Below are 14659 nucleotides of genomic sequence, written 5' to 3'. Positions count from 1 at the left end.
TTAGCTAAGCGAATTTGAGTTTACTATTGCCAGTAACTGCTCACCATATTTACTGATTTTACTTTCACCAAAGCCAGAGATTTGACTCAGCTGCTCTAGTGTCTGTGGGCGATTTTTTGCGATGGCTTTTAAGCTGGCGTCATGGCAAATAATATAAGCAGGAACATTTTGCGCTCTTGCTAGGCTTGAGCGAACGTCTTTAAGTGCTTCAAACTGCGCGGTATCCGCGGCAGAGAGGTCGATAGTTTGGCTCGATTTCGACTCTCTCTTTGGCTTGCTATTACGTAGCTCGCGCAGTTCTACGTTCTGTTCTCCTTTGAGAATAGGGCGGCACTGTGGTGTCAATTTCAAACTGTTGTAGTCTCCTTCTACGCGTAAAAAATTGCCAGCTATCAATTGGCGGAAAACCCCCTTCCATTGATTGGCATTAAGCTCCGTACCGATACCAAATGTGGAGACTTTATCATGACCAAATCGAACCATCCGCTCATCACTTTTACCCAGTAATACATTGACGAGATACGTCACACCAAAACGTTGGTCGCAACGATAAACCGTCGAAAGTGCTTTTCGTGCAGCTTGCGTTCCATCCCATGTTTTAGGAGGTGTTAGGCAGTTATCGCAGTTCCCACAAGGTGTAGATAAGGCCTCATCAAAATACGCCAGAATGGTCTGACGGCGACAAGTGACTAGCTCACAATAACCTAACAATGCATTGAGCTTTTGAATCTGTACCTGCTTGTAGGCGTCGTTTCCTTCAGAGTTTTCTACCATTTGGCGCTGCATAACCATATCTTGCATGCCGTAAGCCATCCATGCGTTAGCGGGATCGCCATCTCGACCTGCACGCCCTGTTTCTTGATAGTAGGATTCCATGCTTTTAGGCAGGCTAAGATGAGCAACAAACCGTACGTCAGGTTTGTCTATTCCCATACCAAAGGCCACTGTCGCAACGATAATAATGCCTTGTTCTCGCAAGAAACGTTGTTGGTGTTCATTACGTAATTCAACTGGCATACCTGCGTGATATGCGAGAGCGACTCGTCCTTTACTCACTAACCACTGTGCAGTTTCTTCCACTTTTTTTCGCGACAAACAATACACCACACCAGCGTCGTTGGCGTGATGTGCGGAGATGAACGACCACAAATCATTTTTGGCATTAGTGGGTTCATTTACGTGATAGCGGATGTTCGGTCGATCAAAGCTGTGCACAAAGACTTGCGCTGTATCCAAGCCTAACTGACTGATAATTTCTTGTTTGGTACGCTGATCGGCCGTGGCGGTTAGGGCGATTCTCGGTACATTCGGGAAACGTTGATGCAAGACAGAAAGCTGCTGATACTCAGGCCTAAAATCGTGTCCCCATTGGCTTACACAGTGTGCTTCATCGATGGCAAATAGTGAAATTTGGCACTGAGACAACAAGGATAGGGTAGACTCCATCATCAAACGTTCTGGTGCAATATACAAGAGTTGTATCTCTTCACGTCTGATTAAGTCTTCAATTTCACGTTGCTCATAACTGGTCAACGTAGAATTCAAGTATGCCGCAGCAACGCCAACTTGGTGCAGCGCATCTACCTGATCTTTCATCAAGGCAATCAAAGGTGAAACCACTACGCCAACCCCAGGACGAACAATCGCAGGGATCTGATAACAGAGTGATTTTCCTCCGCCTGTTGGCATCAAGGTCAGTACATCACCACCCTCAACCAAGGTCTCGATAATGGTTTGTTGTTGATGACGGAAACTATCGTAACCAAAGACTGATTTTAGAACCTCTATCGGGGTTGGACGCTGCATTATGATTATTCTCTATCGCGAAGTGGTTATCTTACTTTACAGTGGGTTGAACTTGAAATCATGGCCTGTAAGTAAAATAGAATCGGATTATATGTGTTGTTCGAGGTATTGGTGAATATCGCCAGAGTGCTGTTAAAGCCCGTAATAGCAATATCTTCAGATGATATGTGTAATTACGAATAAAGCGATAGGTGACTTTACAATGGATTTGGCTAAGTCAGATGCTATTTAACCAGTATTAGTATCAGGTTCTTGTTTGAATCGCTAATGGTGGTAATTTAAAAAAGTCCCTCATTAGAAATGAGGGACCTCTGTGCAAAAAAACAAGCTATTCGGCTGTTTTTTATATATTCAACAATACGTTAAATTACTGACCTGCTTTTAGCTTTTGGTAGTATTCTTCGTAAAGCGTATTTGCTGAACCAACGCTGTTTTGCCACTCACCAGCGTCCATCACTTCTTGAGGTGGGTAGATGCTTGGGTCATTAACAAAGTCTGCTGGAAGCTTGCCTTTCGCTGTCGCAACGGGTGTCGGGTAGCCAATCTCAAGCGCTACTTTTGCGGCATTCTCTGGGCGAAGTAAGAAGTCGATCATCTTATGAGCCGCTTCTGTATGTTTCGCTTTTTCTGGAATTGCTAGGCTATCCATCCAGAAGATTGCGCCTTCTTTTGGCCATACAATGTCAATCTCAGCGCCTTCTTGGCGTGCCATGTAAGCAGAACCGTTCCAAAGCATACCTAACGATGTTTCACCCGCCATGTAAGGGTTAGCAGGGTAGTCAGAGTTGAAAACTAATACGTTTGGCATTAGCTTTTTCAATTCTTCGTAAGCCGCTTTAATTTCTGCTGGATCTTGTGTGTTGGCAGAGTAACCAAGCTTGCGTAGCGCGATGTGGAAAAACTCACGTGCGTCATCCATCATCATTAGCTGGCCTTCCCACTTAGAATCCCAGAAATCAGCCCAACCTTTTATTTCAGCTTTATCCATCATTTCAGAGTTCACACCGATACCGGTCGCACCCCAAATGTAGGGAATAGAGTAGTCGTTACTTGGATCGAAAGGTTTGTTCAGGAAGTTAGGATCTAAGTCTTTAAAGTGAGGCAGTTTACTGCGATCGATTTTTTGTAGCATGCCTTCTTCACGCATCTTAGATACGTAATAAGTTGAAGGAACGACTAGGTCATAGCCTTCACCATGAGTTTTTAATTTGGCATACATAGTTTCATTCGACTCATAAGTCGAATAAATAACTTTGATACCAGTTTCTTTGGTGAATTGCTCAAGTACTTCACTTGGAATGTATTCAGACCAATTATAGAAGTAAAGCTCTTCGTCAGCAGCAACAGCAGTGTTTGCCATCATAGCCATAGCACATACGCCACCTGCGACGAGGGAAGACCATTTTTTCATTGATATAACTCCAACTTATATAGTTTTAGGTGTTCTCGGACGGCGAAACCGTCTCTCCTTAGTGTAGATAAAATACGTAATAACGTGATAAGGGAAAAGCGGGCAGATTATAGCAGAGGGTAATGATAAAAAGGTGATTTATCACATAAAACAGTATGATATAAATGTAATAGATACAAAAAAGGCTTCCATATTTGGAAGCCTTTTGTTGCTGGAGCGCTAAGGCGGCTTATTGACCCGCTTTAAGCTCTAAGAAGTAGTTTTCGTAGCGAATGTTCATATCGCCAACAGAATCCTGCCACTCACCACGGTCAAGATCTGCTTGAGGTGGGAATAGAGTAGGGTCGTTCTTGTATTTCGCGTTAGATTTCTCTACTGCGGTTAAGTAACCCGTTTCTTCTGAGATTTTAGCTGCTACATCTGGACGTAGTAGGAAGTCGATCATCTTATGCGCTGCTTCAACGTTTTTCGCGTTTTTCGCAATTGCTAGGCTATCAACCCAGAAGATACCGCCTTCTTTTGGCCAGATTAACTTAATTGGTAAACCTTCTTTTTGTGCTGCTGCTGCAGAACCGTTCCAAAGCATACCCAAACCAACTTCACCAGCAAGGTAAGGTGCTGCTGGATTATCCGAGTTGAAAACCAATACGTTTGGCATTAGTTTTTCTAGCTCTTTTTTCGCTTCATCGATTTGTTTCGGGTCAGTGGTGTTACCTGAGTACCCCAGTTTACGTAATGCGATGTGGAATACTTCACGCGTATCATCCATCAGCATTAGTTGACCTTTTAGTTCTGGATTCCACAGATCTGCCCAGCTATCAAAATCTTCTGGATCGTACATATCTGTGTTTACCGCTAAACCAGTCATCGCGATAACGTGCGGAATAGAGTAGTCGTTGTTTGGATCAAAAGGTTTATCTAAATAGTTTTTATCGAGTTCTTGGAAGTTAGATAACTTCGATTTATCGATCTTTTGTAGCATGCCTTCGTCGCGCATTTTTGCAACGAAGTAAGTTGATGGTACAACTAAATCGTAACCTTGTGGGTGGGCACGTAATTTAGCGTACATTGTCTCATTCGACTCGTAAGTCGAATAAATCACTTTAATGCCTGTTTCTTTTGTGAACTGCTCGCGGAGCTCAGTAGAAATGTACGGCCCCCAGTTCATAAAGACAAGTTCCTTATCTGCAGCTGTTGCCGTGTTAGAGAACAAAGCAGCAGCACACGCAGTGCCGGCTAGAAAAGCGGACAATTTTTTCATGTTTGTATCAACTCCAAAACCTCAATGAGGTGTTAATAAAAAACAAGTGGCTCATAACGAATTATGAAGCCACTTGCATTTTCTTGGCGAATGCCAAATTTAAAACTGTTGTCTTAGAATAGACGAATTACTTTACTTTCTCTCTTGCCAGTAGCTGCGAACAGACTACGAGTATAAGAGAAACAATTAACATCACGGTTGCTAGTGCGTTAACTTCAGGTGAAATACCTACTTTAACCATAGAGTAAATCTTCAATGGTAAAATTTCGTAAGTTGGCCCTGTCACAAATGAACTCACAATAACGTCATCAAGTGATAGGGTGAAGCTCAGTAACCAACCACCAGCGATTGCTGGTTTTGCTAGCGGTAGAATAATTTTGCTCAAAATTACCCATTCGCTTGCACCTAAATCACGTGCTGCTTCTAGCATCTTCACATCAAAACCATTTAAGCGGCTATATACTGTTACCACAACGAAGGGTAGACAGAATGTAATATGGGCTAGTAACAAGGTTAGGAACCCTAGTTCTGCACCTAACAGCAAAAATAGCGCAAGTAATGAGATTGCCATGACTATGTCTGGTGACATCATTACGATAAACAGCATGCCGTTAACAAACTTTTTGCCACGGAACTGGTAACGATAAAGAGCGACTGCCGTTAAGCTACCAATTAATGCTGCGGCTGTTGCTGAGAACACCGCGATGTTGATTGAGTGCCAAGCTGCCTGCATTAGGCTGTCATTAGTGACTAGTTGCTCATACCATTTAGTGGTAAAGCCCCCCCATTTCATACCAAATTTGCTGGCATTAAATGAGTTAACAATCAGGATGATGATTGGCATATACAAAAATGCGTATACCAAGGTCATAAAACTGAATTTAACAGAACGTCCCATTATTCCAGCTCCACTTTACGGTTCAGCAGTTTGCCTGCACGGTAGTAGGCATAAAGCATAATTGCCATGGCAGTAGTTAATGCAATACTTGTGGCTGAGCCAAACGGCCAGTCACGTGCGTTAAGAACCTGACTTTTGATAACATTACCAATCAGTAAGTTTTTCGCGCCACCAAGCAAGTCAGACACATAGAACATGCCTAATGCTGGTAGTAAGACAAGTAAACAACCTGCAATCACACCCGGCATGGTTAGTGGAATAATCACTCTAATGAACGTTTGTAGCTTACTCGCGCCTAAGTCGCGTGCTGCTTCAATATAAGTGTTGTCTAGCTTCTCTATCGCAGAGTAAAGCGGTAACACCATGAAAGGCAGCAGAATGTATACTAGGCCAACCATTACGGCATACTCGGTGTACATAATACGCAGTGGTTTATCAATAATATCGAGGTAGAGTAGGGTGTTGTTAAATACACCACGGGTACCCAGCATGATCTTCAAACCGTAAGTACGAATTAGCGAGTTTGTCCAAAACGGTACAATCACCAAAAACAACATGAATGGACGCCATTTTTCAGGCATCTTCGCGATCACATAAGCAAACGGGTAACCAATAAGCAAGCACAGCAGTGTTGCAATGATTGCCATGTAGAACGAATGCCACATTACTTTTGCGTAAAGTGGATCGAACAAGCGGATATAGTTATCCAGCGTGAACGTCATCTCGATCAGGTTTGCTTCGTCACGAGTCAGAAAACTGGTGCCGATAATCATCAAGTTCGGGATGAAAACAAACAATAACAGCCATGAAACGATGACTGTAATGATGATATTTTGGAGATTAAGCTTCTTGTTCATCAGCCAACACCACTTCCCAGCTTTCAACCCAGGTAATAGCGACTTTCTGATCCAGTGAGTGATCTACATCAGGATCATCTTCGTTGAAGAATTCGCTAACCATAACTGACTTACCAGATTCAAGTTCAAGCACAGAATCAAGTGTCATACCTTTATAAGTACGCTCACGTACATAACCAATAATGCCGTTGGCTTTGTCACCGTTGTTCAGCTCTTCGATACGAATATCTTCAGGGCGAAGCAGTACTTTTACTTTGTCGCCTGATTGAACATCAAGTTCACAATGAACGAGTGAATCACGGCCTTCAACGTTTGCTCGAATGCGTTTTTCATCAAGACGTTCAATTACAGTGGCATCGAAAACGTTGATTTCACCAATAAAGCGGGCAACAAATAAGTTTTTCGGTTCTTCGTAAATTTCACGTGGTGAACCATCTTGTTCAATGTGACCATCACGCATAACGATAATACGGTCCGACATTGATAGAGCTTCTTCTTGATCATGGGTAACAAAAATGAATGTGATGCCCAACTTACGTTGAAGTTGTTTTAATTCAATTTGCATCTGCTTACGCAGTTTGTAATCAAGTGCTGATAAAGATTCATCAAGCAAAAGTACTTTAGGTTTATTCACGACTGCACGGGCGATAGCAACACGCTGTTGTTGTCCACCAGAAAGCTGATGAGGCTTACGCGGTGCAAACTTGTCGAGTTGAACCATACGTAATGCTTCCATCACTCTTGGTTCTATCTCGCTCTCGGCCACTTTTTGCATACGTAAACCGAACGCAACATTTTCAAACACTGTCATGTGTGGGAAAAGCGCATAACTTTGGAATACTGTATTTACATGGCGTTGTTCGGCTGGAAGCGCGGTTACATCACTATCAGCAAGAATGATCTGACCATTGTCAGCATTCTCAAATCCAGCAATTAAACGAAGTACCGTGGTTTTACCACAGCCTGAAGGGCCAAGAATGGTAAGGAATTCACCATCGTTTACGTTCAGGTCTAAGTCCGCGATGATTTGTTTGCCGTCGAAACTCTTACATAGATTCTTTAGTTGAATCACGGGTTTCTTTGAAGTGTGTGCAGCGTTCAATTTTACGTTATCTCCACCTTGGAACTTATGGGGAAGTCCCTAATATTTAGGCTAAAATTCAGGGTGCGCATGATAGACCCCTAGTCCAGCAATTTAAAGCGTTTTTTTCGTTAATTTATGAGAAAAATGTTTCCATTTAAAAGTGACTGATAAGTAACAGATATTTACACCTTCAAGATGGCTAATTATCACTATCTATCACTCAGTTTGTACAACAAATGAATACAGGTTACATAAACCGTCAACCTTGTTATTATCGGTGAATAATCGAACAATACAAACGTAGTTAATCAACTTTTTATGGCCTTTGGGTGCTTTAGGCGCTTTGGGTGCGTACAATAATGCTCCCTGATGAAAGATGTGATCTGTTATGAGTGATAAATTAAAGAAAAACTTCCACCTTGGTGGCTCGATAGACAAAGCCTTAAAAGGGGAGGCTGATTTACAAGCAGTGAGCGTGCTCCAAGAAGCATGGAAAATAACAGCGCGTCACTTTTTGACGTTTTTACCCGCAATCATCGGATTGTTTTTAGCACAAATTGCTCTGCTAATGCTGGGCCTACAAGTGCAGCTTGGTAGTCCTGCCGTTTTCTTTGATACATTTACGAATGGACAAGAAATGACAGCAGAGATCATTCAAGCTGGTTATATGTCAAACTTTTGGGCCGATGTTCTAAGTGCTCCCTTATATGTAGGGGTGAGTTTAATGGCACTTAACCATGCGGTTGGTTTGCCATCTAAGCCTAGTCATTTAGTGAAGGGGTTTCCATTCGCGCTGGTTTCGATCATTACAATGTTGCTTACATCGTCGATTCAAGGCATTGGTAGTACGCTTTTCCCGTTGATTGGTTTATTCATGTCGATGGCATTTGGCATGGCGATTATCTTGGTATGTGAAAAACGAACAACGCCGCTAAAAGCCATTCAATATTCACTGATGGCCACGGTTCGTAAGTTAATGCCAATTACTGCGATTTACCTTGTTGTGATGATCATGTTTATGATTTCATTCGCGACAGCTGGCCTTGGCTTATTATGGACGATTCCTTTCTTCTTTAATGTGAAAGGGATTATTTATCGCAACTTGTTTGGTATCACTTTGCAAGTAACATCAGTGGCGAAAAAAGATGACGCCAACGATGACGAATCCACGCCACCAAGTACGAAAGGTGATGTGTTTAACGCTTAAAGACACCCCAAATAAATTAGAAGCCTCATTATATTAATGAGGCTTTTTTTATATCTAGTGTTGTCTGTCTTGGGCAGAGGCTGATTGTATATGTTATTGAGAGCTGTTACGCACGATAACAGCGGGCTTAGTCTCTGAATCCAAGGGATATAACACGGTACTAATCACGCTTTTATGTGGAAAACGCAGTAACCCGTTGTAAGAGTGGTATTGTGTGAGCTGAATTATATTATGGAGCCAAGTAAAAGGATGAAGGTAAGCCATTGGCTATTAGCGGGCATGTGCGCATCAACGCTATTCATTTCTCAAGCCGCAACTGCGCAAAATATAGAATTACGCTACAGTGCATTACACGGCAAGCTTAAACAAAATATCAAAGAAGGTCACGACGACGTTCGTATCGCTTTGTACTTGGTCAATCAAGCGACAGGCAATGTCTGTGACGTTAAAAAAGGCTGGATGCAAAAAGAAGAACACTATGAAGAATTGGTGATCCCAGCCAGTAATGAACTTGTTGTTCCTGTAGATAAAAACCTTCGTCAGGCAAATCCTGATGTGACGTTTGTGATTGATGATGGCATTACATGCGATATGTCGATGCAAGTCATTGCCAATACTCAGTTTGATCAAACTATTGGTAAAGATGATATAGCAAAGTTAGTACCACAAATGAATAACATGATGTCGGATCTCGGTGGCATGTTCTCGTCTTGGTTCATGCCAAGTGTGGAAGGGGTTGTTGTTCACTTTGCTGATGTTACCAATAAACGCATTGTGACCAATAAAGACAATGCCTATACCATCAAAGATAACAAGTTAGTCCTTCAACTGAGTCAACTACAAGATAATGAACAGCTAACGTTACCTACTGTTCCTACAAAAATCACGCCTTGGCTTCCTGCACAATAAGCGCATACACAAAGGGCTTTCATTGAAAGCCCTTTTAGTTTTTAGCTAACTGTAATCTATGCGTAGTTCTAAGTGTTTTTCCTGCGCATATTATCTGTTTAGCTAATTAACGGTGTTAGCTTGCTAGTAAAACCTCATTTATTTCTGTTTTGATATTATCTGATTGCGTACCAAAGATGGCTTGTAAGTTATCACCAATCACTAATACTTCACGCGCCCCCAGCTTTTTAATATTAGCAATATCCGCTTTTTTAATGTCATGTAGTGTGACGCGTAAACGCGTAATGCAAGCATCGACATTTTTGATGTTTGCCTTGCCGCCTAACGATTCAATTAACTGCTCCGCCAGTTCAGTACCTATTTTAGCAACTTGGCTGATATCTGTGTTATCACTTTCACGCCCGGGCGTCATTAGGTTCAGTTTTCTTATTAAGATGCTAAAAACGGTGTAGTACATTAAGGCCCATAGTGGCCCAATCACAATAAATAGCCATGCATTTTTAGACAGTGGAAGATAGAGTAGGAAGTCGATAGCACCATGTGCAAACGTGACGCTGTGATGAATATCAAGTGCACTGACAAGGGCGAAACCTAACCCTGTGAAAATACAATGGATCACGTAGAGAACTGGTGCAACAAACAGGAATGAGAACTCCATAGGCTCTGTGATACCTGTTAGCCAAGAAGTCAGTGCTGCGGATGCCATGATGCCACCGACCAAGGCACGTTTTTCTTTGCGTGCTGATTTGTAAATAGCCAAACCAATAGCGGGTAGTGCCCACATTGAATACATATAGCCACCCGCTAGGTTTCCTGCTGTTGGGTCGCCTGCTAAGTAGCGCTGGATTTCACCTTTTATCACGGCGCCAGTTTCTGGGTTTACATATTCACCAACTTCAAAGAAGAAAGGGACGTTCCAAATGTGGTGAAGACCAAATGGGATAAGAGAACGTTCAACAAAGCCATAGATACCAAACGCAAGAGTCGGGCTTTGGTAGGCTGCCCAATGCGAAAATGCGTTAATTAAATTACCAACTGGGGGCCACACGTAGCTCATGACAATACCAAGGCCAATAGCGCTGAGCCCGGTTACTATCGGTACGAAACGTTTTCCCGCAAAGAAACCTAAGTATTCAGGTAACCGAATATTGTAGAAACGTTTATACATAACAGATGCGATTGCCCCAATCGCGATACCGCCAAATACTCCTGTGTTAATGGTTGGAATACCAATGACCATTGCAGTTTCGATACCGTGAAGCTTCGCCATGACGCCCATGGTCGCCGTCAATATAGCAAAACCAACGGTTGCGGCCAAAGCGGCGACACCGTCATTATCGCTTAATCCTAATGCTACACCAATCGCGAAAATTAGCGCCAAATTACTGAATACAGCATCACCAGACATGGCCATAATTTCTGACACTAAATCAGGCAACCAAGTGAAATTTGCAGAGCCTATACCAAGCAATAAACCCGCAATAGGTAATACGGCCACAGGTAACATCAGTGACCGACCAATCCGTTGTAACAGACCAAAAATAGCGCTGAACATAGGTACATTCCTTATATGTTTAATTCAGCACCTACATTAACGAAATATTTTCGAGCGAAGGTTAAATATCATTATCGGTTTGTAATAGAACGCTTACAAATCAGTGCTGCGTATATCTCGCTATCAATAAGTGCAGTCGATATAATGTTTCTATATAAAAGTGAGAGGTCGTGAAAGTAAATGGAAAGCAAATCAATATTAGTTGTCGATGACAATGAAGAAATTAGAGATGCTTTAAGCGAATATCTTACTCGTGCTGGTTTCTGTGTATTTGTCGCTGAGGACGGTGATGAAATGTGGAAACAGTTAAATCAACATGAAATGAACCTCATCATTTTAGATATTATGTTGCCAGGGGATGATGGCCTCACTCTATGTGGTAAAATTAGGCTAACGTCTCATGTGCCTATAATTATGCTGACCGCAGTAACAGATGAAATCGATCGGATTGCAGGGCTAGAGATTGGCGCAGATGACTACATAACCAAAACATTCAGTCCTCGCGAGCTACTAGCTAGAATTAAAGCTTTGCTACGCCGTACTCAATTTACCTCTGATATTCCCCTTAATCGTAAAATACGCTTTCTTGATTGGTCTTTTGACACAGTAAAACGTCAGCTTAATCATATCGCTGGCGATAGCATCAAATTATCAGGCTCCGATTACTCTTTATTGCTGATGATGTTACAAAACCCCAATAAGTTATTGAGCCGTGATGATATTGCCCAGTGTTTGTGGGGGCGAGATGCCGATCCTTTTGAGCGCGGTATCGATGTGCAAATGAGCCGCCTTCGTAAACACCTTCACGATATTGAACGTTCGATTATTGTCAGCATACGTAACAAAGGTTATATGTTTGCCGTTGACGATATTCAGGATGTTTAATTTGATTGAAAATAAGACAATTTAAAATGAAATCATCTTATTTTAAGTCGATTACCTTTCGATTTAGTGTCGCATTGCTGGTTATTATTACGGTAGCAGAATTAGTTGCAGGGGCTATTTGGTTCTATGCCAGCAAATTAGATAAAGAAGAAACCGCGAAGGATACGTTAACCAGTTTATCAAGCTCTATTACTGATACTTTTTCTTACTTTCAATCTTTACCCATTAATTATCGACACTTAATTCTAAATCAACTCAGAGAAGCCGGTGGGACTCGATTCTTTATTTCCATCAATAACACCTTGCTAGATATTGAAAACTTAGACTCATTAACGTTTGCACCTTGGCTCAGTGATTTCACTGAAGTAGCCTTAAAAGAAACGTTACCGCATCATTCTAACATTCAGGTATCGATCACTCGACGAGAAGACATCAAATTATTTAATAGTGGCGTAAAGCTCACTGAGCTGCCTGTTATTTGGAGTAAGTATGGATTGTCATTAAGTGAGCTGGATTTACCCATCGTTGTTGTTCAAATCGAAATGGCAAAAGGAGAGTGGTTTTATATCGCGTCAGTGATCCCCCTTTCTTTTTCTGCACTAACAACCCAGTTCATTGACCATCGCCAGTTGCTTTTCTTAGCAATCACGACAGTATTGCTGATGATTTGTACCACATTGCTGCTACAACGAGAGTTTCGACCAATAAAAGCTCTCGCAAAATCAGCAACCTTAATGGGGTCAACATTTCACATTACCGAGCTAAAAGAAGAAGGTAGTAATGAAACGCAAGCTGCAATTCATGCTTTTAATAAAATGAACCGTCGAATTCAAGCGTACATGGCCGATCGCGACATGTTATTCAGTGCGATTTCACATGATTTAAAAACACCACTCGCGTGTTTGAAATTCAGAACAGAAATGCTTGATGATGAGAATGCCAAACTGCGTTTCGAAAAGTTACTCAATGAAATGGACACCATGTTACATGGCGCATTACGTTGCATGAAAGACACTGATACACACGAGATGCCAATAGAGGTCGATCTTAAGCAGTTGTTGCTTGACTGCGCTGAAGACTATAACCACGAAATTGTACAAGTGGAGATACAAGCACAGTCATCAGTTCATTACCTTGTTAAGCCAGTTACGCTTAAACGCTGCATTACAAACATTATAGATAATGGGGTGCGTTACGGTGATCACGTAGTCGTTGATATTGATACAGAATCAACACCAGAAAGTGTGCTGATTGTTATTCGTGATTATGGTGATGGCTTAACGCAGCAGCAAATAGAAAAAGCATTTGAGCCATACTATCGTGCTGGTCGTAAAGATCAGGCAGGGTCGGGGTTAGGACTAACAATTTCAAGAAGTATTGCGCGTTCACAGGGCGGTGATTTACGTATTCGTAATCACCATGAATGTGGCTTAGAAGTGCAAATAGCATTACCGAGAAAAATATGAAGAAGCTGATATTACTCGCAGGCTTGTGTTCTAGTTCATTATTAGCTGCATCTGCACAAGGCCAACAAGAGCTGCATTTTTTACATTGGTGGACATCTACAGGGGAAGTGCAATCGGCAAATTTGGTGAAAACCGAGTTAGCAAAGCACCAGATTAAAGTTGTAGATGTGCCAGTACGTGGAGGTGGAGGTACGCCAGCAAAATCAATTCTCCAAGCCCGTGCTATTGCTGGCAATCCACCTGAGTTAGCACAGATAGAAGGCCCTGCGATCAAAGCATGGGCAACCTTAGGTTTTTTACATCCGCTGACTTCACTGGCTAAAGATCAGCAGTGGGAAGAGACTTTATATCCATTTGTTCGCTCTATTCAGCAATACAACGGTGACTATTACGCGATACCTGTCACCGTTCACCGTTTAAACTGGATGTGGGTTAACCACAATAAGCTCGCTGAATATCAACAAACAGTGCCACAAACATGGGAACAATTGATTACGGTATTTAACGCACTGAAACAAAAAGGAGTCATGCCACTAGCCATAGGGAACGAACCTTGGCAGGTAGGGCAGTTATTTGAAAACATAGCCTTTAGTATCGGTGGACAGGCGTTTTATCAAAAAGCGTTTATTGAACTCGATGCTGACGCGCTAAGTAGCCCATCAACCTATGAGGCACTTAGCAAGTTTCGTCAGATCAGCAATATTATTGGAGATAAGCTAATAGAGCAACGCTGGGATCAAGCATCGCAGTCATTGCTACGCGGTGACAGCGTGTTCCAGATTTCAGGTGATTGGGTAGCCGGTGAGTTAATGTCAACAACAGGGGAGTTCCCTGATTCTATTTCTTGTTATCCAACGCCATCCAAGACTGCGAGCTTTCTTTATAACATTGACAGCTTTGCCTTCTTTAATAGTGCGCAGCTTTCTGAAACTGAAGCGTTGAAGGTTGCGGGTATATTATCAAGCAAGCAGTTTCTACATGACTTTAATCTTAAAAAAGGCTCAATTCCCACACGAAAAGACATCGAGTTAACAGGCTATAACCAATGTGCAGTCAAGTCACAACAAGATCTTCAGCAAGCGATCCAGACGGGTAATGTTATGCCGAGTATTGTTGATTCGATGGCGGTGAGTCCACTCATTCAAAAAGCGGCTCTTAATGAGTTATTCCGATTTTTTAACGATCCGACAGTCACTTCTGATGATGTAATTTTACATCTTCAAAATGTCAGTAAAACCGGAATAGCGTTCTAATATCGGACTAAATATTAAAAAGGTGCATATTTATGTGAATTTTAATGCGCGCAAATATGGTGTAACA

General features: G+C 42.0%; 12 protein-coding genes. 5 read left to right on the top strand and 7 right to left on the bottom strand.

Translation table 11 applies throughout. The features are described 5' to 3' along the window. From recQ to potA, 6 genes are all read right to left on the bottom strand, one after another. Entirely contained in the window at nucleotides 1-1806 is a 1806-nt protein-coding gene (gene recQ, locus ASV53_RS08640; RefSeq protein ID WP_094956802.1) for a DNA helicase RecQ, read from the bottom strand. A 367-nt stretch (nucleotides 1807-2173) separates the two neighbouring features. After that, the gene (locus ASV53_RS08635; protein WP_062690652.1) at nucleotides 2174-3217 is read right to left on the bottom strand and encodes an extracellular solute-binding protein; all 1044 of its coding nucleotides are present in this window, start codon (nucleotides 3215-3217) and stop codon (nucleotides 2174-2176) included. Between the two features lie 229 nt (nucleotides 3218-3446). Continuing rightward, a complete protein-coding gene (locus ASV53_RS08630; RefSeq protein WP_062690653.1) occupies nucleotides 3447-4478 on the bottom strand; it encodes an extracellular solute-binding protein in 1032 nt (343 codons plus the stop codon). 127 nt (nucleotides 4479-4605) lie between these two features. Continuing rightward, on the bottom strand, nucleotides 4606-5376 hold the full coding sequence (gene potC, locus ASV53_RS08625; RefSeq protein WP_094956801.1) for a spermidine/putrescine ABC transporter permease PotC: 771 nt from the start codon (nucleotides 5374-5376) through the stop codon (nucleotides 4606-4608). Then, the gene (potB, locus tag ASV53_RS08620) at nucleotides 5376-6233 is read right to left on the bottom strand and encodes a spermidine/putrescine ABC transporter permease PotB (protein ID WP_062690654.1); all 858 of its coding nucleotides are present in this window, start codon (nucleotides 6231-6233) and stop codon (nucleotides 5376-5378) included. The genes potC and potB overlap by 1 nt, the downstream gene beginning before the upstream one ends. Then, nucleotides 6217-7335 carry a spermidine/putrescine ABC transporter ATP-binding protein PotA gene (gene potA, locus ASV53_RS08615; protein ID WP_094956800.1) on the bottom strand — a complete coding sequence of 373 codons (1119 nt, stop codon included), beginning with the start codon at nucleotides 7333-7335 and terminating at the stop codon, nucleotides 6217-6219. Before potA ends, potB begins: the two co-directional genes overlap by 17 nt. A 370-nt stretch (nucleotides 7336-7705) precedes the next feature. Between potA and ASV53_RS08610 the strand changes: the two genes are divergently transcribed. Beyond that, entirely contained in the window at nucleotides 7706-8524 is an 819-nt protein-coding gene (locus ASV53_RS08610; protein WP_062690656.1) for a hypothetical protein, read from the top strand. Between the two features lie 249 nt (nucleotides 8525-8773). Further along, entirely contained in the window at nucleotides 8774-9433 is a 660-nt protein-coding gene (locus tag ASV53_RS08605; protein WP_062690657.1) for a DUF2987 domain-containing protein, read from the top strand. 115 nt (nucleotides 9434-9548) lie between these two features. Here the strand turns inward: ASV53_RS08605 and ptsG are convergent, their stop codons facing one another. Beyond that, nucleotides 9549-10988: a glucose-specific PTS transporter subunit IIBC gene (ptsG, locus tag ASV53_RS08600; RefSeq protein WP_094956799.1), complete on the bottom strand. Its 1440-nt coding sequence runs from the start codon at nucleotides 10986-10988 to the stop codon at nucleotides 9549-9551. A 180-nt stretch (nucleotides 10989-11168) separates the two neighbouring features. On the opposite strand from ptsG, the gene ASV53_RS08595 reads away from it, so the two are divergent. The 3 genes from ASV53_RS08595 to ASV53_RS08585 are packed head-to-tail and all read left to right on the top strand — an operon-like array spanning nucleotide 11169 to nucleotide 14592. Next, nucleotides 11169-11873 carry a response regulator gene (locus ASV53_RS08595; RefSeq protein WP_094956798.1) on the top strand — a complete coding sequence of 235 codons (705 nt, stop codon included), beginning with the start codon at nucleotides 11169-11171 and terminating at the stop codon, nucleotides 11871-11873. A 26-nt stretch (nucleotides 11874-11899) separates the two neighbouring features. After that, nucleotides 11900-13339, top strand: a complete 1440-nt coding sequence (locus tag ASV53_RS08590; protein ID WP_094956797.1) for an ATP-binding protein — start codon at nucleotides 11900-11902, stop codon at nucleotides 13337-13339. Next, the gene (locus ASV53_RS08585; RefSeq protein ID WP_189337849.1) at nucleotides 13336-14592 is read left to right on the top strand and encodes an ABC transporter substrate-binding protein; all 1257 of its coding nucleotides are present in this window, start codon (nucleotides 13336-13338) and stop codon (nucleotides 14590-14592) included. Before ASV53_RS08590 ends, ASV53_RS08585 begins: the two co-directional genes overlap by 4 nt. Nucleotides 14593-14659 lie beyond the last annotated feature (67 nt).

Source organism: Photobacterium sanguinicancri (assembly GCF_002265265.1).
Taxonomy (GTDB): domain Bacteria; phylum Pseudomonadota; class Gammaproteobacteria; order Enterobacterales; family Vibrionaceae; genus Photobacterium; species Photobacterium sanguinicancri.
The sequence above is the reverse complement of the archived record's forward strand: the minus strand, read 5'-3'. Positions and strand labels throughout refer to the sequence as shown.